This window comes from Brevibacillus sp. AY1 (genome assembly GCF_029870785.1).
GTDB classification, from domain to species: Bacteria; Bacillota; Bacilli; order Brevibacillales; family Brevibacillaceae; genus Brevibacillus; species Brevibacillus invocatus.
Genome location: NZ_JAFLPN010000035.1, coordinates 13454 through 39744, shown reverse-complemented (window position 1 = coordinate 39744; position 26291 = coordinate 13454). Strand labels below are relative to the sequence as shown.

Annotated in this window: 25 protein-coding genes and 1 pseudogene; 23 read left to right on the top strand and 3 right to left on the bottom strand. The window is 46.5% G+C overall.

What is annotated here, in order from left to right:
- The first annotated feature begins 326 nt into the window (after window positions 1–326).
- The 14 genes from JZI27_RS20305 to JZI27_RS20240 all read left to right on the top strand — a co-directional run bounded on the left by JZI27_RS20305 (window position 327) and on the right by JZI27_RS20240 (window position 16342).
- A complete protein-coding gene (locus JZI27_RS20305) occupies window positions 327–1277 on the top strand; it encodes a dimethylarginine dimethylaminohydrolase family protein (RefSeq protein WP_245996444.1) in 951 nt (316 codons plus the stop codon).
- 34 nt (window positions 1278–1311) lie between these two features.
- The gene (locus JZI27_RS20300; RefSeq protein ID WP_280208996.1) at window positions 1312–2139 is read left to right on the top strand and encodes a transporter substrate-binding domain-containing protein; all 828 of its coding nucleotides are present in this window, start codon (window positions 1312–1314) and stop codon (window positions 2137–2139) included.
- Window positions 2140–2186: 47 nt separating this feature from the next.
- Window positions 2187–2840: an amino acid ABC transporter permease gene (locus tag JZI27_RS20295; protein WP_280208993.1), complete on the top strand. Its 654-nt coding sequence runs from the start codon at window positions 2187–2189 to the stop codon at window positions 2838–2840.
- A gap of 36 nt (window positions 2841–2876) precedes the next feature.
- Window positions 2877–3605, top strand: a complete 729-nt coding sequence (locus JZI27_RS20290; RefSeq protein WP_280208992.1) for an amino acid ABC transporter ATP-binding protein — start codon at window positions 2877–2879, stop codon at window positions 3603–3605.
- A gap of 33 nt (window positions 3606–3638) precedes the next feature.
- Complete coding sequence (locus tag JZI27_RS20285; protein ID WP_280208991.1) at window positions 3639–5066, top strand: amidohydrolase family protein; 1428 nt, start codon at window positions 3639–3641, stop codon at window positions 5064–5066.
- Window positions 5063–6676, top strand: coding sequence for an amidohydrolase (locus JZI27_RS20280; protein ID WP_280208990.1), 1614 nt, complete (start codon window positions 5063–5065; stop codon window positions 6674–6676). The genes JZI27_RS20285 and JZI27_RS20280 overlap by 4 nt, the downstream gene beginning before the upstream one ends.
- Window positions 6677–6885: 209 nt before the next feature.
- Window positions 6886–8268, top strand: coding sequence for a sigma-54 interaction domain-containing protein (locus JZI27_RS20275; RefSeq protein ID WP_280208989.1), 1383 nt, complete (start codon window positions 6886–6888; stop codon window positions 8266–8268).
- A 225-nt stretch (window positions 8269–8493) separates the two neighbouring features.
- Window positions 8494–9633 carry a DUF917 domain-containing protein gene (locus JZI27_RS20270; protein WP_280208987.1) on the top strand — a complete coding sequence of 380 codons (1140 nt, stop codon included), beginning with the start codon at window positions 8494–8496 and terminating at the stop codon, window positions 9631–9633.
- Complete coding sequence (locus JZI27_RS20265) at window positions 9614–10981, top strand: hydantoinase/oxoprolinase N-terminal domain-containing protein (protein ID WP_280208986.1); 1368 nt, start codon at window positions 9614–9616, stop codon at window positions 10979–10981. Before JZI27_RS20270 ends, JZI27_RS20265 begins: the two co-directional genes overlap by 20 nt.
- Before the next feature lie 74 nt (window positions 10982–11055).
- Window positions 11056–12381: a purine-cytosine permease family protein gene (locus tag JZI27_RS20260; protein WP_280208984.1), complete on the top strand. Its 1326-nt coding sequence runs from the start codon at window positions 11056–11058 to the stop codon at window positions 12379–12381.
- 27 nt (window positions 12382–12408) lie between these two features.
- A complete protein-coding gene (locus JZI27_RS20255) occupies window positions 12409–13506 on the top strand; it encodes a DUF917 domain-containing protein (protein WP_280208983.1) in 1098 nt (365 codons plus the stop codon).
- Window positions 13503–15065, top strand: coding sequence for a hydantoinase/oxoprolinase N-terminal domain-containing protein (locus tag JZI27_RS20250; protein WP_280208981.1), 1563 nt, complete (start codon window positions 13503–13505; stop codon window positions 15063–15065). The genes JZI27_RS20255 and JZI27_RS20250 overlap by 4 nt, the downstream gene beginning before the upstream one ends.
- Window positions 15066–15087: 22 nt before the next feature.
- Window positions 15088–15804, top strand: a complete 717-nt coding sequence (locus JZI27_RS20245; RefSeq protein ID WP_280208979.1) for an aspartate/glutamate racemase family protein — start codon at window positions 15088–15090, stop codon at window positions 15802–15804.
- Between the two features lie 61 nt (window positions 15805–15865).
- On the top strand, window positions 15866–16342 hold the full coding sequence (locus JZI27_RS20240; protein ID WP_280208978.1) for a MurR/RpiR family transcriptional regulator: 477 nt from the start codon (window positions 15866–15868) through the stop codon (window positions 16340–16342).
- A 56-nt stretch (window positions 16343–16398) separates the two neighbouring features.
- Here the strand turns inward: JZI27_RS20240 and JZI27_RS20235 are convergent, their stop codons facing one another.
- Window positions 16399–16551 carry a hypothetical protein gene (locus JZI27_RS20235; RefSeq protein WP_251244509.1) on the bottom strand — a complete coding sequence of 51 codons (153 nt, stop codon included), beginning with the start codon at window positions 16549–16551 and terminating at the stop codon, window positions 16399–16401.
- A 165-nt stretch (window positions 16552–16716) separates the two neighbouring features.
- On the opposite strand from JZI27_RS20235, the gene JZI27_RS20230 reads away from it, so the two are divergent.
- The 4 genes from JZI27_RS20230 (at window position 16717) to JZI27_RS20215 (ending at window position 19151) form a co-directional block, all read left to right on the top strand.
- Entirely contained in the window at window positions 16717–17370 is a 654-nt protein-coding gene (locus JZI27_RS20230) for a YczE/YyaS/YitT family protein (protein WP_280208977.1), read from the top strand.
- Window positions 17371–17858: 488 nt separating this feature from the next.
- Entirely contained in the window at window positions 17859–18434 is a 576-nt protein-coding gene (locus JZI27_RS20225) for a hypothetical protein (protein WP_122907391.1), read from the top strand.
- 13 nt (window positions 18435–18447) lie between these two features.
- Window positions 18448–18648 (top strand): hypothetical protein, encoded by a 201-nt coding sequence (locus JZI27_RS20220; RefSeq protein WP_122907392.1) that lies wholly within the window; start codon window positions 18448–18450, stop codon window positions 18646–18648.
- Window positions 18649–18764: 116 nt separating this feature from the next.
- Entirely contained in the window at window positions 18765–19151 is a 387-nt protein-coding gene (locus JZI27_RS20215; protein ID WP_183184772.1) for a methyl-accepting chemotaxis protein, read from the top strand.
- A 385-nt stretch (window positions 19152–19536) separates the two neighbouring features.
- Here the strand turns inward: JZI27_RS20215 and JZI27_RS20210 are convergent, their stop codons facing one another.
- Window positions 19537–20418, bottom strand: coding sequence for a metal-dependent hydrolase (locus JZI27_RS20210; protein ID WP_280208976.1), 882 nt, complete (start codon window positions 20416–20418; stop codon window positions 19537–19539).
- 296 nt (window positions 20419–20714) lie between these two features.
- On the opposite strand from JZI27_RS20210, the gene JZI27_RS20205 reads away from it, so the two are divergent.
- From JZI27_RS20205 to JZI27_RS20195, 3 genes and pseudogenes are all read left to right on the top strand, one after another.
- The gene (locus JZI27_RS20205) at window positions 20715–21341 is read left to right on the top strand and encodes a 2OG-Fe(II) oxygenase (protein ID WP_280208975.1); all 627 of its coding nucleotides are present in this window, start codon (window positions 20715–20717) and stop codon (window positions 21339–21341) included.
- 431 nt (window positions 21342–21772) lie between these two features.
- A pseudogene (locus tag JZI27_RS20200) lies at window positions 21773–22240 on the top strand (excinuclease ABC subunit UvrA); the annotation flags it as partial.
- A gap of 309 nt (window positions 22241–22549) precedes the next feature.
- Window positions 22550–24022 carry a pyridoxal phosphate-dependent decarboxylase family protein gene (locus tag JZI27_RS20195; RefSeq protein WP_280208972.1) on the top strand — a complete coding sequence of 491 codons (1473 nt, stop codon included), beginning with the start codon at window positions 22550–22552 and terminating at the stop codon, window positions 24020–24022.
- A 238-nt stretch (window positions 24023–24260) separates the two neighbouring features.
- Here the strand turns inward: JZI27_RS20195 and JZI27_RS20190 are convergent, their stop codons facing one another.
- A complete protein-coding gene (locus tag JZI27_RS20190) occupies window positions 24261–24560 on the bottom strand; it encodes a hypothetical protein (protein ID WP_251244506.1) in 300 nt (99 codons plus the stop codon).
- A 292-nt stretch (window positions 24561–24852) separates the two neighbouring features.
- Between JZI27_RS20190 and JZI27_RS20185 the strand changes: the two genes are divergently transcribed.
- A complete protein-coding gene (locus JZI27_RS20185) occupies window positions 24853–25353 on the top strand; it encodes a zinc ribbon domain-containing protein (RefSeq protein WP_280208971.1) in 501 nt (166 codons plus the stop codon).
- Window positions 25325–25750: a hypothetical protein gene (locus JZI27_RS20180; protein WP_280208970.1), complete on the top strand. Its 426-nt coding sequence runs from the start codon at window positions 25325–25327 to the stop codon at window positions 25748–25750. The genes JZI27_RS20185 and JZI27_RS20180 overlap by 29 nt, the downstream gene beginning before the upstream one ends.
- The last annotated feature ends 541 nt before the right edge of the window (window positions 25751–26291 follow it).

The following is a 26291-nucleotide window of genomic DNA, read 5'->3' as shown; positions in this document are numbered from 1 at the left end:
TTGGGGAGGTACTCCTTTTTCTATGCTCAAAAAACCTTGAGCCCGTAGGGCTCAGATTTATGAAATTGATTCACTTATAAATTTTATTTATTCTGAATATTTTTACTTGCCTGTTATTATACTTCAAAATAAAATAGAACTACTCTCTACTTATTATTATCCACTTATTCCCCACAAAACTCTTTTTTACCATCTTTGCACCCATCAGCTGTACCACTTCTAGTAGCTTTAAGTCACAATCGCCATCAAGCTCAACATATATAACCCATGTTTTGGTGGTTTATATAAATCCATCCTATCCTGTAGAGGAGGAGTACATTTTCATTATGAATGTAAACGTACAAGGTGAGCGCTGGTTTCCATCAGAAAAGGTTTTTTCAGAGGATATGCCTGATTTATGGGGCAATTGGTATTGCGACTCAGAGGTTGGTACCTTGCGTTCCGTCCTGATGAGAAGACCAGGCAGAGAAATTGAGATTGTCAATGAAAGCAACTACGCTGACTTTCGCTGGAAAGCCCCGATGAATCCAGAGAGGGCACGTGCACAGCAGGACGCCTTGGCAGATATCTATCGGGAGCATGGCATCGAAGTACATTATGTGGAAAATATGCGAGAAGACAAGCCCAATGCCTTGTACTTGAGGGATTTGGTTGTTACAACACCCGAAGGCGCCATTGTTTGCAGACCTGCCATTGAGGCTAGGCGCGGTGAGGAACGATATGTAGCAGAACAATTGGCAAAACTAGGAGTTCCCATTATCAAAACGATTAACGGGGACGGCTTCTTCGATGGGGCCTGCGCGATGTGGGTCGACCGTCACACCGTGATTATCGGGACTGGCGCTCGCGCCAACGAAGCAGGGGCCGCACAGGTGGAAGCTGAGCTGAGAAACATTGGAGTTACCGATATCATTCGCTTTCCGATCCCGTATGGACACGCCCATATCGACGGCTTGTTGAACATCGCAGATAGACGAACCGTGGTGTTATTCCCTTGGCAAGTTCCTTACGATGTCGTGAAACCTTTGCTGGACCGAGATTTTACGGTGATTGAGGCTACCGACATAGCCGAGGTGAAGGAAACGTTTTGCACCAATTTTGTGGCATTGGAACCGGGAAAAGTCGTCATGCCAGCGGGCAATCCCGAGACAAAAGCAAAGATGGAGCGAGCAGGTATCACCGTGATCGAGACACCCATGGACGAAATTATCAAAGGATGGGGCTCTATTCACTGCATGACAGCTTTTCTACGCCGCGATCCGCTAGACAAGTCCTAGGTTGTTCCATTTTATTTCTAAAGGGGGAAATCAGATGAAAAAAATGGCGTTTTTATGGTTGGCCATACTGTTGGTGTTCGTAACCGGATGTTCGCAGGAAGTAGGAGGCGGTGGGGCAACAGGACCGTCTACGATACAAAAAATTGTGGATCGAAACAAACTGATAATTGGTACTTCTCCGGGCTATTTCCCATTTGAAATGAAGGATAAACAAGGTGTGAATGTCGGTTATGACATTGATTTGGGCAAAGCCATTGGCGAGGCACTGAAGGTTGAAGTGGAATTCAAAGAATTTGAGTTTGGTGGACTAATTCCTGCCCTGCAAACAGGGGATATCGACATGGTTATTTCTGGCATGACCATCCGTGGTGATCGTGCGCTGGCTGTGAGCTTTTCCGATCCGTACTACTCCGCTGGCCAGATCATCATGGTACCAAAATCCGATTCGGCCACAAAGACATGGAAGGATTTGGATAAACCGGACAAAAAGATTGCGTTAGCTCAAGGGACTACAGGTGCGCTTCTCGCCAAGCAATTGTTCCAAAATGCGCAAATGATGGATTTTGACGGATTTGCCAATGCTGCTTTGGCTGTCAAACAAAACCAAGCAGATGCAGTTATTTTTGATGAACCAGGCATCGCGGTCTATGAAATCATGAATGGCGATTCGGTCAGAGGTATTTATGAGACCTTATCCAGCGAAAACCTCGGCATTGCACTTCCATTGAACGACCATGCGACCATTCAGTGGATGAATTCGTTCCTGGCTTCTTACCGAAATGGACCAGCTGATCAGGCAGCCATCCAAAAATGGTTCAAATCCAACGAATGGATTAATAACGTTCAACAAGATAATTATTAACCGCCAAGATGTGTGAATGAGTGCGGACTTTAGGAGGTTTGATCTAAATGGGCACTTCATGGCGTGTTATTTCGGAGCATTGGAATGTTTTGTTGGATGGCTTGATCGTCACGCTGCAAATATCAGCGTGCGCTTTACTCGTGAGCATTCCGATTGGGATCATTTTGGGCCTTTGCCGCATCTCCCGCAATCGCGTTGTTTCTTTCATCGCGGTCTGCTATGTGGAATTTGTCCGAGGAGTTCCTCTCCTCGTCCTGCTGTTCTGGATCTATTTTGTCCTGGGCAAATTTCTCAAGATGGGGCCTTTCTTATCCGGGGTTGTCGGGTTGGGGTTGTTCTCGGCTGCTTTTATCGCCGAAATCGTCCGTGCAGGTATTCAGGCTGTTCCACGCGGTCAAATGGAGGCGGCACGCTCGTCCGGCATGAGCTATATCCAGGCCATGCGCTTTATCATCCTGCCGCAAGCCTTCCGAAAGGTAGTCCCTCCGATGGCTTCCCAGTTTATTACCTTGATCAAGGATTCATCCTTGGTTTCGGTCATCTCGGTGGTGGATTTGACGCTGATCGCTAAAAATGTCGTGGCGACTTCATTCCGTGCATTGGAAGTATGGACGTTCGTCGCGATCATGTACTTCGTCGTCACGTTTTTCCTTTCTCAACTGATCAATCTAATCGAACGTCGCTATCGGGTATCCGAGTAACGGAACCGCGCTATCATGTGAAAAGGAGGCCCGACTGTGATCCAAATCAAACAAGTCAATAAGAGCTTTGGACCTATTCAAGTGTTGAAAGACATTAACCTAGAGGTTCCAGAATCGCATATTTACGCCTTGATCGGACCAAGCGGGGCTGGAAAAAGCACCCTTATCCGCAGTATCAATGCTTTGGAGACGATCCAGGCAGGAGAAATCGTGGTGGACGGCACATCCGTGCACGCCAGTAAGACCGATATCAACAAGGTGCGTACCGATATCGGCTTTGTCTTTCAATCTTTCAATTTGTATCCGCATTTGACTGCTGTCGAAAACGTCTCGATTGCCCCCATTCAAGTGAAAAAAATACCAAAGGAACAAGCAGAAGAGAAGGCGAAAAGCCTGTTGACCTCACTCGGACTGGGAGACAAATTCGCTTCGTATCCGGGGCAGCTTTCCGGCGGTCAGCAGCAGCGTGTGGCCATTGCACGCGCCTTGGCCATGGACCCCAAGGTGATGCTCTTCGACGAGCCGACCTCTGCGCTCGACCCGGAGATGATCAAGGAAGTGCTCGATGCTATACGGAAACTGGCTTCTACCGGGATGACGATGGTCGTGGTGACGCATGAGATGGGGTTCGCCCGCGAAATCTGCAATCAAATCGTCTTTATGGCGGATGGAAAGATTGTGGAAGTAGCACCGCCTGAACAATTTTTTACCAATCCCGAAACCGAACGGGCAAAAGACTTTCTTTCCAAAGTGTTGAATCATTAAGCTGTAAACTTGTGAAAAGTGGAGGGCATTGCTGTGAAAGCGGATTTTATCATTGCCCATGCCTTTGTTTTGACGATGGAAGGCAAGGGAGTAGGCATGGTACAGAACGGTGCGATCGCAGTAAAGGGGAATATGATTCTGGCTGTAGGACCGTCCGCTGATATACTCTCTGCTTATCAGGCAGACCGATTGATCGATGGAACCGGAAAGCTGGTCATGCCAGGGCTCATTGACGCTCATATTCACACAGGGCTCTCCATCTTCAGGGGTATGGCGCAGGACATGTCCCATTGGATGCAAAAAGGGCTATGGCCGTTCATCAAAAATACAGACAAAGAGGATGCCCTGACAGGCTCACTGGTGACGATCATTGAAGGGATCAAGGCAGGTACGACCACTTTCTGCGATTACGATCACAATATGAATGACATCGTTTCGCATTATGTGAAGACGGGAGCGCGAGCAAGGGTAGCCGAAACGATCAATGAGTTGCGGGACGATATCGGGACTTTGCCTGTGGGAGACTTGTACCCATTTGACACTGCTTTGGGAAATCAAAGGCTGCAGGAAAGCATCCGGCTGTTTGAGAAATGGCACGAGCAAGGTGACGGAAGAATTACCTGCCTATTTGGACCTCAAGGGGCAGACATGATGGGAACTGAACTGCTGCTAGAGGTAAAAACGCTGGCTGAGAAATACGATACGCTTATTCATATGCACGTTGCCCAGGGCGACAGGGAAATCGATCAAATGGTGAAGCGATACGGCAAGCGTACTATTCCGTATCTGGATGAGCTGGGTTATCTGGATTCCAGACTGATGGCCGTCCATTTGACTGAAGCTACCAAAGACGAGACATACCTTGTAGCGAAACGCGGTGCCTCGATGATTTACTGTGCAGGTAGCATCGGAATTATCGATGGATTAGTTCCGCCCATCATGGATTTCCTCGAAGCAGGAGGTCAGGCCGCACTTGGTTCGGATCAAGCGCCTGGGAACAACTGCAACAACATGTTCAATGAAATGAAATTTGCCGCCATCCTCAATAAAGTGAAGCGCTCCGATCCAAAAGCGTTCCCTGCTTGGTTGTCCCTGAGGCTGGCCACGATTGAATCAGCCACAGCCATCGGACTGGATCATGAGATTGGCAGCCTCAAAAAAGGGAAAAAGGCAGACATTCTGATCGTGAATCTGGAAAGCCCCACATTGTGCCCTGTGTTCACGGATCCCATCCGAAACATCGTTCCCAATCTCGTGTATTCCGCGAGAGGCAATGAAGTGGAGACCGTGATCATTGATGGTCAGTTCGTCATGGAGGAATATCAGCTAGTCACGGTGAATGAGAAAGAAGCAATCCGTGAAGCACAACAGGCAGCAGAACGGATCAGCCGTCGCTCCGGGAAAGACATCACGGCTGCTCACAGCGACGTTTACCAAATGATGAAGGACGGGTACCTATGACAACGATTTTTACCAACGGAAGGTTTTACACGTTTGATCCCGCTCAGCCTACAGCAGAATCCGTCGTCGTCCAGGATGGGAAAATCGTCGACCTCGGAGACCAGCGGGACATGCTGCAGCAATGGGGTGGACCAGAGGCGATCGTAAGAGATCTGGAAGGGAAAATGGTCACACCCGGTTTGATTGACAGTCACCTGCATCTTTCTTCGATTGCCATGACCTTTAAGAATCTGGACTTGACACCTATCACTTCCAAGCATCAGCTTTTACAAGCGATTAAAACACGCGCTGACCAAACGGCTGCAAATGAATGGGTGCAGGGCAGAGGCTGGGATGAGAATCGATTCACGGATGGAAGCTTGCCTACGATCGAGGAGCTAGACGAAGTGTCTCCACATTGTCCTGTTTTTTTGCCTAGAGTATGTGGCCATGTCACGCTGGTGAACAGCAAGGCTTTGGAAATCGCTGGCTATTCAGAAGAGATGGTGATTCCATCGGGAGGTACCGTCGTTCTTGATCCTGTAACCAAAAAACCGACAGGGCTTCTGCTGGAAACGGCGGCCGATATTGTGGAAAAGCATATTCCGCAGCCGACTTACCAACAACTGAAGGACTTGCTGAGACAAGCCATCCAATATGCGATGAAATGCGGGCTTACCAGTGTCCATACAGAGGATTTGCGTGGGCTTGGTGGATTGGATCAGACCTGGCAGTTGTACGATGAGCTCCTGAACGAGGAAAAACTTGGTTTGCGCTGTAATCTTCTCATTTATTATCCTCATGTACAGCGATTGGTGGAGCGTGGAATGCACGCAGGATACGGAAATGAAACCTTGCAAATCGGAGCTGTGAAGATCTTTGCCGACGGAAGCTTTGGTGGACGAACCGCATACTTATCCGCTCCTTATACAGATGATCCAGAAAATTACGGCAGCAAGATTCACGATTCGAAAACCCTTTACGAGCTTTTCAAAGAAGCTCGTGATGCCCAGATGCCGATAGCTGTGCACACCATTGGAGATGAAGCGCTGGCGATGGTATTGGATACATTGGATCAATTCGAACCGGTCGAATACCGTGATCGCATGATTCATACCTCCTTGCTCCGTCCAGATTTGTTGGAGCGATTGAAAAAGCCGAACATTGTCGCTGATATACAGCCTCGCTTTGTCGTAGGTGATTTCCCTTGGGTTGCGGATCGCATCGGCGAAGAACGGGCATCCCAAACCTACATTTGGAAAAGCATGCTAGAAGCAGGAATTATGTGTGCAGGTGGTTCTGATGCTCCTATCGAACCACTGGAACCCCTCTTGGGGATTCATGCTACCGTCACCAGACGTGCACCAAAAGACGCTCACGACGGCTATAATCCCGAGCAAAATCTATCCGTGGAAGAGGCGATTCGCCTGTTTACTTATGGGGGCGCGCTGGCAACCAATGAGGAAGCAGTCAAGGGTACCATCAGCAGAGGAAAGTATGCGGATATGACAGTATATTCGAAAAATCTATTAGAAATTGAGGTAGATGAAATCTTGACCACTGAGATTGAAATGACCATCATTGGTGGAGAGATTTGCTATCAGCGTGAGAAGAATCCCAGTACGGTATGACGTAAAATAACTGCTTCGTAAGCAACATTTATACGCTATATGCGATCCGCCAGCTAATCTCGTCTTCTCAGAGATAGCATGGCGGATTGTTTGATTCATGAAGCTGATCAGGGCATCCATATTCGTAAAAGGTCAACACTCTTTTTCGTAGAACATTAAGGGATAGAATCTCGATTTAGACATTCGTGAAAGACTTACGACGAGGGGGTATGTGCATGAAATCCCTAAATCAATGGAAAAGGGATCAATTGAAGCTTTTACGAGAGGTAGAAGGTTTACTGTCTCTCATTCCCCAACCTATCTTAGTCGTCGATACGGAAGGGACGGTCATTCATACCAATTCCTACTCCGAAAAGATATGGGGCTGTTCCCAGATTACCATCATGAACAAGTCGTTTCTTGAATTGATTGAATCGGTGTCCCTTCTTGAGCATGTAAAGCTGGGCAGGCCATTAAGTGATTTTCCAGTCAAACTGATTCATATGTCGGGCAAACTTCTTCCTTTTACCTGCCGTTTGCATCCTCTCATTGTAAATAAGGGGATTGAAGGCGCGATTTTACAATTTACCAAGCAAGAAACGCTCCGGGAAGCAGAACCCGTGCACAGATATACGACTCGTTTTTCTTTTCACGACATCATTGGAAACTGCGAGGTGATTACAGGATTAAAGGAGCGTGCAGAGCAAGTAGCGAAAAGCGAATCTACGATCCTAATTCGCGGGGAAAGCGGGACGGGCAAAGAAGTTTTTGCTCAGGCGATTCATGGGACGAGCAGTAGAAAAGCAGGTCCCTTCATCGCCATTAATTGTGCGGCCATTCCTGAAGCCCTTCTAGAGAGCGAATTATTTGGATATGAGGAAGGAGCCTTTACAGGTGCAAAAAAAGGGGGCAAGCAGGGGCGTTTTGAACTTGCTCGGGGCGGTACATTGTTTCTGGATGAGATCGGGGACATGCCACTCTATCTGCAAGCAAAGCTATTACGGGTTTTGCAAGAGCGAAGAATAGAACGCGTCGGCGGTCAGGAAAGCATTTCAGTGGATGTGCGAATTATTGCAGCTACACACAAAGACTTGGAGGACATGATCGCCAAACGGCAATTTCGTGAAGACCTGTATTACAGACTCAACGTGATTCCCTTGTTCATTCCTGCCTTGCGGGAAAGGAAAGAAGATTTGTATGAACTGATTCATTATTACATGAAAAAGTTTTGCGGTCACTTCGACAAGGAACCGAAACGGTTCTCCTCCCAAGCCATGCAACGGCTCTATCAATACGATTGGCCGGGTAACGTACGAGAGTTGCAAAACGTCGTGGAGTACATTGTCAATCTGGAAATTGGCGAAATCGTCACGATCAACAGCTTGCCTGTCGCGATCCAGAACAGCATGGAGCCCGCGGAATTCGTGAATGGAGCTTCTCCCAAGACTGTACATCGAGTCCCGATCCGTTTGCGCGAAGAAAAAGAAGAAGAGGAGCGCATTTTGGAAGCCCTTCAAAGATATGGGCGAACTACAGAAGGAAAGAAAAAAGTAGCCGAAGCATTGGGAATCAGCATGGCCACTCTCTACCGGCGTTTGCAGCGAATGAAATAGCAAAATATTCTCAACACGAGAAAAACAGAAGAAACGAGAGAAATTATGAGAAAACATGCGAAAGATCAGGAAATGATCCGTTGTTTTCTCTATTTTTCTTTTCGAAAATTCTCAGGACACATCTTGTATTGCAGGAACCTGAGCAAAATCATGGATATTATTCGTGTTTATGAGCGATTATCGATTGGCATGTTTTCTGCAATTACTTTTTCATAGGAGGTCACAATGAAACATTTGATTGATGAATCTTTCCTTGCATCGATTGCTTGCGGTTCCTTGTATCTGGGTTCTGGCGGAGGCGGCGATACCACTTTATTAAAGTTCATGGCAAAGCAAGCTATTCGAGAGCATGGACCGATACCACTCGTATCCCCTTTTCATTTTCCAGAAGAGGAGTGGGCCATCCCTGTTGGAATCATGGGTTCACCGACAATTTTAAGTGAAAAACTGCCTTCAGGTCAGGAGTTAAAACAAGTGTTATCAGATCTAGAGCAGGAAAAAAAGATTGTCGCTACCGCTTTGACTGGTCTGGAGATCGGTGGAATGAACGCGATTGCCCCTATTCTTGCAGGAGCTCTGAATCGACTACCCGTCCTTGATGCAGATGGGATGGGGAGAGCGTTTCCTGAGATTCACATGACGACTTTTCATGCTTACGGCGTGCAGGCTAGTCCTTTTATGATGCGGAATGAAGCAGGTATGAAAACTTGTCTTTGTCATCCATCGAACCAGGAGATAGAAATTCAGTCACGCAGACATGTAGCGGAGATGGGGGGGTGGGCAGCGATCGCATGTTATGCGATGAGAGGGAGAGAAGTTCAAGAAACCGGAATCCTACACAGCTTTTCTCTGGCCAAGCGGCTTGGGGACGCAGTGATGGCAGCAGGTGCTGATGTGCATCGGGTAATTGCATCATTAACCCGCACATTTCAAAACTCTATTTATGGCACCCCGATCAAGATGATCGAAGGACAGGTTGTGGATTTGCAACGAGATATCGTAGAAGGCATCGTAAGCGGCAGGATCATCGTCGAGGGCAGTGGTTATGATTCGGGAGAGCAAGCAGAGGTATTGTTTCAAAATGAATACCTATTGGTAAAGTTGAGGAAGCACAATGCCGTAACGGTACCAGATCTGATCGCTGTTTTAGACGCGGACACCGGTTATCCAATATCAATCGAGGAACTCGAACATCATATGCGTGTGTTTGTCATTGCCATTCCAAGTCCTTCGGTCATCAGAAATCCTAAAATGCTCGATTTTGTAGCTCCTGAACATTTTGGGTTGAACGGTGACTTTAAACCGGTAGATAAACTTGTTTTTCGGGAAGGTGGAGGATTGGCAAATGCTGCGTCTCGGAATTGATGTGGGAGACTCGAAGACGGTATGTGTTGTCATGGATGAACACTCAGCATTGATTGGTATGAGGACACAGGCTTCTACACCAGACATCCTGGCGGGAATTGACTCCGTACTCGAACAGATACTGAAGTTAACCCGAATTGACCCTCTGGAGATCGGTGCGGTGATGATTGGAACTTCCCATTGCTACAATGCCCTCGTAAAAGGAGAAAATCTCGCAAAAGTCGCTGTTATTCGTCTCGGACAGATTCAAAGTGTGATTCCACCTTTATTCGATGCTCCCGAAACATTTCGTCGTGCAGTGGGATTGCATTTTCTGCAAACGAAGGGAGGACATGAACTGGATGGCAGTTCCTCGGTTCAAAAATTATACCGGCACGAGATCGAAGCGTTTTTACAACGTGATGAAAACCGGGAGATCGAAGCACTCGTCATCACCGGAACCTTTTCACCGATGAATGATTCGCATGAAAAGAAAGTGGCAGAGTGGATACGAGATCAGCTGGGGCCGGAATTCCCAATTACAGTTTCCCACGAACTCGGCAGTGTGGGATTTATTGAGAGAGAAAATGCAGCCATTCTCAATGCTGCGCTTTCCAAGGTCATGACCCATTCGTTACACGGATTAGGCGCATTGTTAAAAGGATGGAAAATCGATTCTCCCATTTATTTTACGCAAAACGATGGCACGCTGATGTCTTATGAACATGCGCTCCGATATCCTATTCGAACGCTTCGTTCCGAGATCACGAATGGCTTTCGTGGCGCCTCCTTTCTCACGGGCATAGAGGATGGTGTCGTAGTAGATGTGCATCGCGACACCACTTATATTGGTACCTTGGAGGGAGGATTTCCAAAGGAAGGGCATCGAGGGGAACATATTGCTGGTATTCGTGTGAACGTAGACATGCCGAAAATCGTGCGTCTCCCTTTTGGTGCATGCACTCCCTTTGAGATATCCCATCTGGACGAAATTTTCCAAGCTGTTCAACGTTTTCAGCCCCGTTATGAGCCACTGCCAATTCTATTCGTCGGTGAAGGCGGTGCTGCATTTGCGGCTCATTTTAAATATCCGTGGTCTGAGGTTTTGCTGCCTCGCCACTATCTTTATGTGAATGCCATTGGTGCCTGCATTGCGCCCATCAGCGGGAACAGCGATCGCATGTATTGGCTGGATCATATGTCCCAATCAGAAGCGGTTGAAAGGACAAAACAAGAAACAATAAAAGCCGCCATCCTTGCTGGTGCCAAACAAGACACCGTGGTGATTCAAAGTGTCAAAACCATTCCGTTCGTCTATCTGCCGAGCAAAGCATTGCGCATCAAAGTAAAAGCGATCGGTACGTTGTAAGTCAGCGAAAGGGGGTGAAGAATCGGTTGCTAAAGGAGGGGATTTACAAAATCGCATAGAGGAGGATGGATGGGATGGCTAATGTTCAAAACAGCGCAGACGATTATGCACTTAGCAGAGTACCTACTGAAGCGCGCTTGCCGATGTGGGAAGTGATGCTCGTCCGAGTTGGTGCCCTTACCAGCTTGGCTCAATTCATGATGGGAGCTGCACTCGGCTACGGAATGACCTTTTGGCAAGCATTTTGGGCCACGATGCTAGGTAGCGTGATTTTGGAAGCAGTCAGCTTCCTGATCGGATACACAGGAGTACGTGAAGGGCTTTCCACCAGTCTGCTCGCTCGCTGGACTGGATTTGGGAAATACGGGTCAGGAATCCTCGGTTTAATTATCGCGATAGGATGCTCGGGATGGTTCGGCATTCAGAATTCGGTTTTTGCTCAGGGACTTGATCAATCGCTAGGTGGTGTATTGGGTTTCCCTCTGGCAGCGACCCTTACTGGATTATTTGTCACGCTTATTGTGATCTTCGGGTTTAAATGGCTGAGTTGGACAGCAAAAATTGCCGTACCTGGTTTTTTGCTGGTCATCGCTTATGGCATTTATCAAGTCCTCAAAGGTCACCAATTGGGCGATCTCATTGCTTCTCCACCGCCGGGACCGGCGCTTTCGATCGGTGTTGCTGCTACCATGGTTGCAGGCGGATATATGATCGGGGCAATCGTGACGCCCGATATGAGCCGATACTGCCGAAATGGGAAGGACGTTTTATGGATGACATTGATCGGGACAGTAGTCGGGCTCATTGTCAATATGATTGCAGTTCTGATGGCTCATGCAGTGGCAAGTGATGATGTATTGACGATTATCATGCAGACGACAGGGGTATTGGGGGCTGCCATCGTCATATTTGCCACAGTCAAGATCAACGATATCAATTTGTATGCTTCTTCATTAGGAATTACGGCTGCCATTGATTCCTTTTTCAGAAAAAAGGTGAATCGGGGAATGGTAACGCTTGTCATTGGGGTAATCGGAACTCTTCTTTCCGTTCTTGGTATTTTAGATAAATTCGTCAATTTCTTGGTGTTTCTCGGTATTTTCGTCCCGCCTGTCGGCGGAATCATGGTCGTGGATTATTTCATTCTGAAGCGTCATCGAAAAATACTGGACGAAACGAGAGAGAAGGGCTTGCTGCCTGACACAGCCGAAGGATTGAATCCGATCACCATCATTGCCTGGATCTTAGGCAGTGCCACGGGTTATTTGATCGAGATCGGCATTCCTTCCCTGAATTCGCTGGTTGTGGCAGGACTCTCCTACTACATCGGAATGAAACTCTTCGACCAAAACAAGCGCCAAAACAGCACAGAAGTGAACAAAGCCATCTACTACAAATGACACCAACCAGTGAAGGGAGAGAATCATGTGAGACTTTTAGGGAAGCAAGAAATTGAAGATATTGCAATCGGAGCAGCCGTATTGGGTACAGGCGGTGGTGGCGATCCTTATATAGGGAAGCTGATGACCTTGCAAGCAATTGAGGAGTATGGGCCGATTCAGCTTTATTCGGTAGATGAAATCCCCGATGATGCTTTCGTGGTCTCCTCCGGGATGATGGGTGCCCCGACGGTAATGGTGGAAAAGGTGCCAAGTGGCCACGAAGCAAAGCTTGCGTTTGAATCATTGGAGCGGTTTTTGGGAAAAAAAATATTCGCCACGTTTCCCATCGAAGCAGGGGGTATCAACTCACTTCTGCCACTTGCTTTGGCAGCACAGCTGGGATTGCCCGTAGTGGATGTAGACGGCATGGGGCGCGCATTTCCTGAGCTGCAGATGGTTACCTTTTACCTGGATGGAATCGCGGCTACACCGATGGTGATCGCGGATGAAAAAGGAAATCTGACCTTACTCGATACGATCGACAATTTGTGGGCTGAAAAGATTGCGCGTGGAGCAACCATACAAAAAGGTGGATCGGTCATGTTTGCGATCTATCCGATGAAAGGTGAAAATCTCAAACGGAGTGGAATTCATAATATTTTGAAATTGGAAGAAGACATTGGCAGAGCCATTCGGCTGACAAAAGAAACCCATTTAGATCCGGTAAAAGAAGTCCTTCAATTAACAAACGGCTTTGAGCTATTCCGAGGAAAAGTCGTAGATATCAATCGGAAAACGGAAACAGGTTTTGCCAGAGGTACAGCAACGATGGAGGGCTTGGGCGATTATTATGGGGAAACCCTGCAAATTCGGTTCCAAAATGAACATCTAATCGCCAAGACACAGGACCGGCTTTTATGTGTCACACCTGATCTCATTGCCGTGCTAGATGCTGAAACAGGGCTACCGATCACTACAGAAGGCTTGCGATACGGGGCACGAACAGTGGTGATCGGCATGCCTTGCCATCCCAAATGGCGGACGCCTAAGGGCATCGAAACGTGTGGACCAGGCTATTTCGGATACGAAGTGGACTATATTCCAGTCGAAGAACTTGTCGGAAAAGGAGTGGCATCCAAGTGAGCTATCGAATTGGAATTGATGTAGGTGGAACCAATACTGATGCTGTTTTGTTGGACAATGAGTACAGAGTGATTGCGCAAACCAAATCCTCGACCACCGAAGATGTGAGCTCGGGTATTTATGCAGCGATGCGCGATGTGATCGGTAATTCGGGTGTACCGCTGGACCAGATCCGATACGCCATGTTAGGCACCACACATTGCACGAATGCACTGGTAGAGCGCAAGCGACTGAATCAGATTGCCTCCATTCGCATAGGAGCTCCCGCTACTCTGGCAGTGAAGCCATTAGTTGGCGTTCCTGATGATTTGCGCCAGCTGCTCGGAAAATACACGTACATCGTCCGCGGTGGACATGAGTTTAATGGAGCTGAAATCACAAAACTCGATGAAGAGGAATTGTACCGCATCGCACACGAAATCAAAGGGTCTGTCGATTCGGTTGCTGTGACATCTGTCTTTTCCCCGGTATCAAAACAGCATGAGCTTCGTGCAGCAGAGATTTTGCATGAGGTATTGGGTGATACGGTTCCCGTTTCCCTTTCCCATGAGATCGGCAGTGTCGGATTGATGGAGCGAGAAAACGCAACGATTCTCAACGCGGCTGTTGTCCAGGTAGCGAAAACGACGGCAGAAGGCTTCAAAAACGCCCTCATGGAAGAAGGGATCGATGCCAAGGTGTTTTTCGGTCAAAACGATGGCACGCTGATGAACGTGGAATATGCCATCAAGTACCCGATTTTGACGATTGCTTGCGGTCCTACGAACAGTATTCGGGGAGCATCCTATCTGGCTGGATTATCCAATGCCCTAATCGTTGATGTGGGGGGAACAACCACAGATGTTGGTGTTTTGATCAACTCCTTCCCACGCGAGTCTTCTCTGGCGGTGGAGATCGGTGGAGCGCGGACCAATTTCCGGATGCCTGACCTCATCTCCATCGGATTAGGCGGAGGAACGATCGTACACATGAATGAAAATGGGAGCTTTACTGTAGGCCCTGACAGTGTTGGCTACCGCTTGAGGGAAAAAGGCCTGGTTTTTGGAGGAGATACTCTAGCGACGACGGATGTAGCCGTTGCACTTGGCAAGGCAGACATCGGGGATCGTGCGAAGGTTGCCCATTTGGATATAGCCATACTGGAGAGAGTCTACGCTCGCATCGTTGGGATGGTGGAAGAAGCAATCGATAAAATGAAAACAAGTGCTGACCCAGTTCCGGTCATTCTGGTCGGGGGAGGAAGTATTCTTCTACCCAATCAATTACAAGGTGCATCGGAGGTCATTCGTCCCAACCATTATGGGGTGGCAAATGCGATCGGTGCCGGAATTGCTCAGGTAAGCGGACAGATCGAACGAGTATTTGCTCTGGATGAGTTGGGACGTGAAAAAACGCTTGAACTTGCGAAAAAAATTGCTATCGAAGAAGCGATCGCTGCTGGAGCTGAGCCTGAGACCATCAGCATTGTGGATATTGAAGATGTGCCTCTGGCCTATCTACCGGGGAATGCAACAAGAGTACGCGTCAAAGCTGCGGGTAACCTGTCCGTGAATCAATAACATGATGATGGGAGAGATAGCCATGAAAATCAAAGTGATTATGCCGATCATTTCAGACGTATTTAACGACGAGATCAACGAAGAGATTAGCAGCTACGCCGCAGAAACTACAGAAGTAGGAGTGTGCAATCTCGATTACGGACCTGCCTCCGTGGAAAGTGAATACGACGAAGCGCTGTGCATACCAAATTTTCTGGAAAAAACGATTGAGGCTGAGAAGGATGGCTACGATGGCGTCATTAGTCTTTGCTTCGGTGATCCGGGTGTGAAACCGGCGCGAGAGGTCGTCGATATTCCCGTGGTGGGTGCAGCAGAGGCATCGATGTTGTTTGCTAGCTTGCTGGCCAAGTCGTTCTCAGTAGTGACGGTGCTTCCGAACGTCGTGCCGATGATTGAAAATATCAGCAAAACCCTTGGTGTGAATGGAAATCTAGCTTCTATCAGGTATGTCAATATTCCTGTTTTGGAAGTAGTCGAGAAGGAGCGATTAAAAGCGTCCTTGTTTGAAGAAATGATAAAAGCGATTGAGCAAGACAAAGCGCACGCTCTTGTTCTGGGCTGCACAGGGATGATGGGGGTTGCTTCCGATCTCCATGATCAGTTGAAGAGCAAAGGTTATGATGTTCCTGTGATTGACCCTACTTTTGCCGCTACAAAGATGCTGGAAAGTATAATCTCGATGGGCATCAAACAAAGTCGGTTGACGTATATGTCTCCACCTTCAAAGCTTCGAAAATAATGCACATGAATGAACCAAAATACAGCCGCCAGCCTCCGTTGACTGGTGGCTTTTTTTCCTTTTGCAATCAGACAGCCAGAAAATCATCTCGAAGGTCGCTGTCGAGAAACCTAGTTTGATCGCGATCCACACAGCCAAAAAAATAGGAGAAATCACGAATACCAGTGAAGCAACGGTCATTCGGTTTTGCTACTCACTTGGCTATTCGGGATACACCGAGCTGCAGGATGAAATCAAGAAATCGCTTTTAATGGTAGATCAGCGCAAAGGCCCGATTCAAAAGTACCGCGATACCGAGGATGCTGTCACGAGTGATAATTATGCGCATCAGGTAATCGATACAGATATTGCTTTTTTACAGCATAGCTTGCAGCACATCGATTACCAGCTTTACCAGCAGGCAGTTGACAGCATTATTCGGGCAAACCGTATCGTGGTGGTCGGCTTTCGCTGGTGCCATATACCTGCGAAATGGCTATTTTCTACCCTGAATGCGATCAAAGGCAACATTTGGCGGATACTGTTGAATTTAGTTTAGCAGTTACAACAGCTTCCCAAGAGCTTTTTTATGTATACGATTTTTTCTTGAATCCATCACATCTGCAGCAATTCTGTACCCAACGGATTCCATGAGCTAGTCAAACTGGTGATCAGGCTGGCGGGTTCATATGTATTGAAGCCGTAGACAAATCCAGTAACTTGATGAATAATCATAGAACCGAGTACATGAATCTGAATCCTCCTCATGGTGGTTCATCCAGACGGTAGGAAAGTAGGTGATCTTGTTGAATAATAGTCTAGTCTTGCCGGTAGTCGTTGTGAGAGGACATGCAGCATTCGCTCAATCACCCCCATATCAGACCAGAGAAGGACAATAAAATAGGGGGCAGAACACCCCCATAGGGGGAAATCATGGGTAAGAAATTCTTGCTTCATCCGCTTACCATTCGATACATTGTTTTTATGCTTGGATTGGCCGTCATGGGTTATGGGATTGCCATGATGATAGAGGCCAATGTTGGTGTTGCTCCGTGGGATACGCTGCATATCGGATTACAAAAGACATTTGGTTTGACCATCGGTATGTGGTCGCAAATCATGGGTCTGAGTATTATTTTCGCATCATACGCAATTGGCAGAATAAAGCCTACAGTCGGCATGTTTTTGAACATGATTTTCTTTGGGCTGTTCATCGACTTATTCTTGTGGCTAAAATGGTTTCCCGTTGGTGATACCGTCATCGAGCGCGTCGCCATGTTTGCTGGAGGTCTGCTGATCTATACATTCGGAACGGGAATGTATATCTCGCCACGACTCGGGGCGGGTCCTCGCGACAGCTTTATGTTGGCCTTACATGAACGAATGGGCTGGGGTATCGGAAATGTGAGAATCGGGATCGAATGCACGGTTACGTTGTTCGGCTTTTTTCTCGGAGGACCGGTTTCGTTGGGGACTCTGGTGACGGCTCTGGCGATCGGACCGTTAATCAAGCAGTTCATCCCTTTGTGGGAACGAATAATGGCAAAACCGTACGGAAAAGCACAAGGAACCAATCTAGTTGATTAGAATTTTGTATGGCCACCACACTGACTGCCCCTTTTCAGGCTGGAAAAGGCAGGATGGTTCCGCCTCATGTTTCGTTCTATATGGGAAGTAATGAGTAATTTGGTTTCATTTCAATGAAGAATAGAAAACCGCTTACGGATCACGGATCAACTCGTGTCCTGAGCGGTTTTCTTGTATTTGCCGTTTCGTTTTCCTGATGAATTACACATAAAATATTCTAAATTTTGATCCAACATATTGAAAATCTCGGGAGTATTTGAGATATTTACCCAGTTAAAGCAATTTCCTAGTGATAGAGGTTCGACTAGAAAAATTCGAAATAGCACGAATCGTAAAATAAAGCCGAAAGGAATATCCATGTGAATCTTTTACAGTATTAGCTCGTTGCCTATATTATCGCTTTCATTTTATTACTTTCAATCGGCTACATCTTTTCACAAATCGGAAATGCAAAGTCTTCAAGCGAAAAGGCAATAGCCAGCTACGGGATGAAATTAGCGCAAAGCTACGTCAATGAAATGGATGCCATACCCTATGCAGACTTTTTAAAGGATCCGCAAGAGACGGAATTATACTGGAATCTCAGACAAGAACTGGATCACTACCGAACCCGCATAAGGGCGCTTTACGTCTACTTCGTAAGAATTGATGAAGCTAACCAGCCACTGCTGATGATTGACGGACAGCCAAAAAATTCCGATTCTGCTTCACCGATCAATGAAGTGACCGATATACCAGCCGAGGCAGTGGAACGGTTGTTGAATGGAGAAATGGCTAGCTCTCCCGTGATCGATAATCCTCAATATGGCAAGTATATTTCCACCTACGCGCCAGTCAAAGACGAGACGGGGAAGTTTATCGGAGTATTAGGTATCGATACGGAAGCTACCGCAGTCGATCATATTGCTGATTCTGTTATTGAAGATAGCATCCCGTATTTTATTGGGTTTATTGGGCTGTCGTGCTTGCCACTGTCGTTATTGTATGGTTCATTTCCCGGACGCTTCGACCACTACGGCTTATCGTTTTCAGTGCGGAAGCATAGCATCCGGCAATCTGGCTGAAGCTGGTGTTCTATTGCAAGCGAATCCTGTCCGGTCCTCAGATGAGATCGGTCAAGCCTACCATGCAATGGTGAAAATGTCCAAAAATTTGAATCAAATCATTCATGGCATTGCTTCCAATGTAACGGAAGTCGCCGATCAACTTGTTCGTTCTACAGAGCAATTCACCCAGAAATCGAAGCAATTGCTTCAAATAAACCACAACGCAACGTAGAAGAATCGGTCGAACAAGTGAAAGAAGGAGCAGAAACGCAGTACTTGAGTGCAAAGGAAAGCGCACGCTCCATGGAGGATTTTTCAGTTGCTATTCAGCGAGTCTCAGAAGGGTCCATGAACATTTTCTCGGCGTCTCAACAAGCCCTGGATAAAGCTGAATCCGGAACCGTAACGATTAACGAAATGAAAGATCAGGTTCAGGTCATTGCTTCAGTCACACACGAAACAAACGCATCTGTCTCTGTTTTAAACCGATATTCTCTGCAAATTGGGGAAGTCCTACGTTCTATTTCTCAGATTGCCAACCAGACCAAGCTACTTGCTTTAAACGCCTCAATCGAAGCTGCACGGGCTGGCGAACATGGAAGCGGATTTGCTGTCGTAGCCGGCGAAGTACGAAAGCTAGCAGAAGAATCGACTTCCGCAACCGATCAAATCGCTTCACTGCTCTATAACATTCAACATGAATCAAGCATTATCAGTGAGAAGATGAAAATGTGAGAAGTTGAAGTAAAGCGAGGGATTTCCTTATCGGAACAGACGGAGTCTTATTTTCATCATGTTGTTGATCAGTTTCGTTTTGTTACTCGGCAAATTCAAGAGCTTTCTGCCGCAACAGAACAGATGTCGGCTGGTTCAGAGGAGGTCACAGCCTCTGCGGATACCATTTCCGATATTGCAAAAGCATCCTCGACACGTATGCAAGACGTTTACCAGATGACCCGTCTACATCTGCAGACAGCACAGCAAATTACGGAACTGTCTGATACCTTAAACGAGTGAGCGAGGACTGGGGAGAGGGTGTGAGAAGCTTCACACCCTTGTATTCGTTTACAGGGGATACATTCACAGCTAGATCTTTCTTGTAGACTAAACAAATATTGCGCTACCTCATCATCGGCTTCTCCATATACTCAAACAAAAACGATGCGCCATTTCGATAAAAACGGGGATCATACAATCCCACTCGCTCCTCGTCATTTACAATGACTACGAAAGGAGACCATTCATATAAGGTTTTGGCTTTGGGATTTTGGGCGAACAACGGCTGCAAATCCGTATCCTCCCGGGATTCCAGGATTGCAACTGGTTTCAATTCTGACCAGACTGATCCGCGCAAAAGCTGGACCTCCTCATCACGCTTGCCCACGACAGTAAATACCCCTGGGATGAAATCGGCTGTAAGCGTAGTTTGTTCAAAGTCTGCTTTGACACTGTTGACCAACACAGCCCCTTGCACCGATTGCGCCATGACATGCACGGCCATCAGCGCCCATACGATGCGGAAAACGCGATGGGATGGAAAGCGTCCTCGTCCCAATCGAGTGATGAGCAATCCGGTTGCCATGAGCAGCCAGAATACCACATCTACGATCGGTATTGCTCCGAATGTTAACCGAGCAGAGGAAAAAGGCTCGAAATAACCCGTTCCCCAAGCGTTAAAAATGTCGCTCGTATTATGAATCCAAACAGCCAGCATGGCAAATAAGAACCAAAACCCACCTCGAACGCGGAAGAGTACCCTGGCGCTTACAGCGATCAAAGCACCCCAAACCGGTACCATAAACAACGAGTGTGTAATACCCCGATGCCACATCTGGTACCTACCAGTTGTGTCCCACCAGGAGGAAATGACATCGATATCCGGTATCTGTGAACCAGCAATGGCAGTAGCCAGTAATGCCCGTTTTTCCTTTTTGGTCATCGTCGATTTATCCACAGCACCGTATAGGGTTAATCCAAAGAGCGTATGTGTAACGGAATCCATATTTCCTCCTCGCAGTATGACAATGTGCACGTGCCAACAATTCTATTGCATTTCAGATTGTACCTAAATAGCGAAGATGCTGTAAGTATTTTCTCATGCTGTGTAATTTCTGTCTAACCCGAATGAGAACAGGATTAGCCATGATTTCTTTACCAAAAATTTTTAAAAGTGAGATATACCCAAATAGTATAATTACTTTTATAATAGTGTACACACTAAGTGTTAAAAATTTTTTATACATGTTTTGAATGTAATGGTTTTGCCAAAGACGTGAGAGTAGGATGGTGATGCAATGGATGATCAAGGAAACTTCAATCTTGCCCGTACAATCCGTATATCCGATTGACAATCTCCTTATTACTGCTGAAATTTTACATGAAGATCCTTTAATTGTGAAATTTGAGAATGTATTAAGTGATGAAGAATGTCAGGCGCTTATTTATGCAGCTGCACCTCGGATGAAAAGATCGAAATTAGCGAATAAAGAAATCAGTCCAATTCGTACAAGCTCCGGGATTTTTTTTGAAGCAAATGAAAGCCCACTTATCATCGAAATAGAAAAACGCACATCAAGCTTGATGCATCTCCCTCTTTCGCATGCAGAAGGTCTCCAAGTCTTACACTATGCACCTAGCCAGGAATTTAAAGCCCATTATGATTTTTTCGGACACAACCACCCTTCTAGTCAGAATAATCGAATCAGTACCTTGATCATGTATCTGAATGATGTAGAGGAAGGCGGAGAGACCACATTTCCGAACTTGGAAATTTCCGTTAAGCCAGTAAAAGGTTCTGCTCTGTACTTTGAATATTTTTATAACGATCCAAAATTAAATGAACTGACCTTACATTGCGGTTTACCCGTAATCCGTGGTGAAAAATGGGTAGCCAATCAGTGGATGCGCAAACAACAATTTCGTTAGCAAGTTGCTAGGGAAGGGGAGTGTTTTGTGTGAAGAAGCTGAACCTGGCGAAGTACTCCTTTTACATTTGTAAATGCTTGGCAGACAAAGGTTTTTCAAGTATTTATAAGTGTAAACTCGACCCTGCTGAAAACTTAGGTGCTTAAAAGAGAAGTCGTGCATGATTTTGTGCACAATTTGGCAGAAGTGCATAGAGGTAGAAAACAAAGAGCCTCCCGCTTGTCCAAAATGGACGGGAGGTTCTTCTTTGTTATACTATCGGAAAGTGTTGAGTGCGCTAAAGCGCTAAAAAGATTAGCGGAAGATAGTATAAGTGCAACTAAGGCTCCGCCAAAAGCTTGGCGTAGCCAAGTTTTCTAATGATCAATTCTTGCAAAATTTTCTGTGGCAAATTCTAGATTCGAGCTGCTGCACATTAAGATATATTCAACGTCGAACATGATCCCGATGTGATTAAAGTCGCGGATCATATTGTCGACGTCGGGCCTCACGCCGGCAGCCGCGGCGGTACCATCGTGTATGAAGGAAGCTTCCAAGGCTTGGTGGAGTCAGGTACACTGACAGGCACTCATATGATGCGGCCGCTCCAGCTGAAGCAGGATTGTAGGGAGCCTGCCGGCAAGCTGTCTCTCAAGGATGCTACGCTGCATAATCTGCGGAACGTGAGTGTTGATATCCCAACCGGAGTGTTGACAGTCGTTACCGGTGTTGCCGGCTCAGGGAAGAGTACGCTGATTAACGATGTATTCCTCAGCCAGCATCCGGATGCTATCGTTATCGACCAATCGGCAGTAGGAGTGTCAACTCGCTCGAATCCCGCGACCTACACGGGCATCATGGAGGATGTGCGCAAAGCGTTCGCTTCTGCAAACAAGGTCAACCAAGGCTTGTTCAGCTTCCCGACACAGATCATCCATGCGGAGCACTCGATCACGGGAAGATACTTGAAATGAAGAATCAACACTTTCATCATGTAAGAGATTGGTAATGCCTTAGAATGACATGGAGAGCCAATAAAAATTAAATTTTCGTATGATAGGGCAGGGCTGCAAACTCACCTGGGCTTCGAATTTCCGCTTCAACCTAGTTGAAAAAGATTGTTTCGAAATATTGCGGTTTCATTCAAAAATCCGTACACCCGCGTTTTGTGAGCGTATAATCTGAGTCAGCAATGGAATTTTTAAGGATGAAGGGGGCTGCATTTCCACATGATGAAGCATAATTCAATTCTTAATCTTGATACGGATGAACGCATGGACGTTGGAACCTATTTGTTGGAACAAATCAATGACTACCTGACGTACATACGCGGGGTTCGTGTCTCTCCTGAACTCAGCGTGGATGCGGTTGCAGAACACGCGCGTAGATTATCTTTTGAGCATCCCGTCAGCGCTCGCGAGGCGATTAATCATATTCTGGAGGGATTAAAGCAATACCAGGTGCATACGCCACACCCGCGATACTTCGGCCTGTTTAATCCGCGGCCCAACTTCATGGGAATTATGGCGGACACGATTACTGCAGCATTCAATCCGCAGCTTGCAGCCTGGAGCCATGCGCCTATAGCGGTCGAAATGGAGAACTATGTATTGAAAGAAATTGCTTCAAAATTCGGATATTTAGCAGAGGCAGCTGACGGAACTTTTACAACGGGGGGAGCGGAAGCAAATCTGACGGCCGTACTGACCGCACTCGTTCACCGTTTTCCCTCTTATGCCAAAGAGGGGCTGAGGTCGCTCCCCACGCATCCCGTAATGTATGCCTCTGCTGAGAGCCACCATTCCTTGGTAAAAGCAGCGCGTACCTGTGGACTGGGTACGGATTCCCTTCGTATGATTAAGACGGACTCTGAAATGCAACTAGATGTTCATGCGCTTCATCATCAAATTCAAGTGGATCGCGCTGCTGGATACACGCCTTTTCTCATCTTTGCGACGGGTGGAACGACCGGCACCGGAGCGATTGATCCCATTAACGAAATGGCAAATCTGGCTGAACGTGAGCAACTGTGGCTGCATGTGGATGCTGCGTACGGTGGAGCCGCTGTGTTTATTCCAGAACTACGGGACCTACTTCGTGGCATTGAACGAGCTGACGCCATTACCTTCGACGCGCATAAGTGGATGTCTGTCCCGATGGGAGCCGGAATTTATATAACACGGCATAAGCACATCTTACATAAAACCTTCAGCATCACGGCAGATTATATGCCGAAAGAAGGGGCTGATCTGGATGTCATTGATCCGTTCACCCATTCCATTCAATGGTCACGAAGGTTTATCGGTTTGAAAGTATATTTATCACTTGTGACGGTTGGTTGGGAAGGCTATCGCAGCATCTTGCAGCACCAAACAGAGATGGGCAATCGGTTGCGCAGGGAGCTTGCTTGCTCCAACTGGAAGGTTATCAACGATACCGCATTGCCTGTCGTATGCTTTACGGATTCCAATGCTCAATCAACATTCAAATCGAATTTCGCATCATTTATTTGTCAAGAGATATTACGGTCAGGGCTGGCATGGATATCCGTATACGAAATAAACAAGGTTCCAGTGCTGCGGGCTTGTATTACGAACTACGATACGACAGAAGAAGATATTATGGTATTAATGCAATTGCTAAATGAAGCAAGAACAAAATATTTGGAAGAGATATCCGAACGGTCTGAGCAGAATCTATAGTTCTTCTGGAAGCACTCCTTTCAAGATTCGAAAATCTATCATTCCATTTTTATCGCGGAAGCCTAGTGTTATGTTGGAACATGATTAGATTTGAATACAAAAGAAGCAGGGCGCCAATTCCACCTATGGGTGAAATCTGGCGTCTTTTTAGGACGGTTGAGTTTATTAGGTTTCTAGTATTGTCTACGAACATTCCAAAAGGGAGAGCTTTCACTCTCCCGGTACGTCATGCCGTGTTCTATTTTTTAAAAATACTTGCTCCTTGCAGTATGCGATAGGTTTTAAAAATTTCTTTGGCGATTTGCACGTTCCCCACCACCGTACCCAAATCCATGTTGCTTAGATTGGGCATCAACTGAAGTAAAGAAGGTTTTCTCGGTCTATTTTTTCTCCTCGTTTTTTTCCATTCCTGATGCAAATGTTCCAATGAAGCTGGATCTCTTTTCAATTGTCGTCGGGAGACTTTGTTCTCTTTTAGCCATTGCATGAATTCAGGTGTGAACTGCTCCTGATTCGCGATGAGCGATTGTTTTCTCAAGGATGTTCCTCCTTTCCCTGTTTGATGCAAACGAGCAGAGGGAACCTCACTTCCTCCTTGACGCAGACGCTAGAAATACTGTATGCCTTTTAAACTAGGTTCGCTTGTACGGTCGCCCAATAAGAAGGAGGGGGTTCGCAATGAATAATGTGCGTATAGATAGCATCTCACCCAAAGGACAAAGTCCATCAGAAAATGAAGCCAGTACATGTGCACAAAACAGAATACATGGATGGGGTTGAGAGTAATTTATTGTAGATTCATCACTTCGATGAAATGGAGGATACCTTGTATGAGTTTTTTTGACAAGATGAAAAAGGGCGTTTCCGATGCCGGCTCAAAAGCGAAATCATTGGTCGAAGTCAATAAATTCCGATTGAATATTCAATCGTTAGAAGCAGAAATTCAAGACCGCTACAAAAGGATTGGTCAAGCGGTATACCAGTCAACTTCAGATGAAATTGGATCAGAACCAGAGTTAGATCAAAAGACAAACGTGAGCATTGTTCAGCTCTCCCAGGAAATTCGCTTCAGGCAACAGGAAATCACTGCATTGAACAAAAAAATCCTCGAGTTGAATCACCAAAAAAGCTGCAACAAGTGCGGTAGATTGAATCAATTGGAGGTCAAATATTGTTCGGAGTGTGGCCATGAGTTTACACAGGTGGTCACGATCGACATCGTAGCCGAACGAGCTGCTACGGAAAATGCCGATTTTACTTGCTCGAAATGTCAGGAGCCATTTGGTCAGAACGACCGATTTTGTGGAAAATGCGGAGCTTCACGCCAGTAGGAAAGCTCGTAAATTTCCCTGCCCGCCAGTGAATCTATTGGCGGGTTTTTTCCTGTCTCTAGGAACAATTTCCGGATATATCAATGAGGAAATATTCGAGTTGTCGATTTTCGAGAATGGAGATATTCAAGCCGAAAGAATCTTTTGTGAACAGTGGACGAGGGATGAATATGGACTCCAAGAGGAACGTCTTCATGATGACTACTTGAGAGAAGCGTTGGATATCCGAACGGAGGAACTGGGTGATTTCATAAGGATTATGAGTCCGGAAAAAGCCGTAGATAAGCTGTCGGAATACGTAGGAATGTCTATTTGGAGTGATTCGGAGTGGATACCGCACAACGAAAATCTCCGAAATCGATTTGGGAAATATGAATTTCATTTTATCAACGCCTGAGCTGTAGAGACACGGCTCCTTGCTTTAAATGGAGATTATGCAGAGTTAGATCCAGGGAGAAACGGCATCTCGGGACAAATCTTTAAATATCACAACGGTATGAGTTATCAAGAGGTGATTGCAAACTCATTTGAAGAGTTCTCCGATGAAATTTTGAAGAGGCTCCAAGCCAAGCAATTTTTGTATACGGGGTCCCGTCAACATTTTAACGAAAATATACGCTAAGAACTATTCGACCGAAAAAATGCCGGTATCCTGTACGCTAAGGACCCGGCTTATTATTTACTTGTTCAATTCCTCGATCTGCTGCTCGTATTCTTTTTCCTGCTTCTTTATTCTTCTTCATGTTCCTTTCTGATGTGTTCGATCCGTCCACAAAGACTTGAAGTTTAGCAGTGGTTCCTTCATTTGCTTTTGTAAGCTTGTCCTGGAACTCGGTTCGGAGATGTAGGGGTAGTACCAGTGCCGCTAATATAATCCGCAAATGTATTTGGCAAGTACAAAATGTACCGTTTGGCAATTAAAAATGTACACTTGCCAA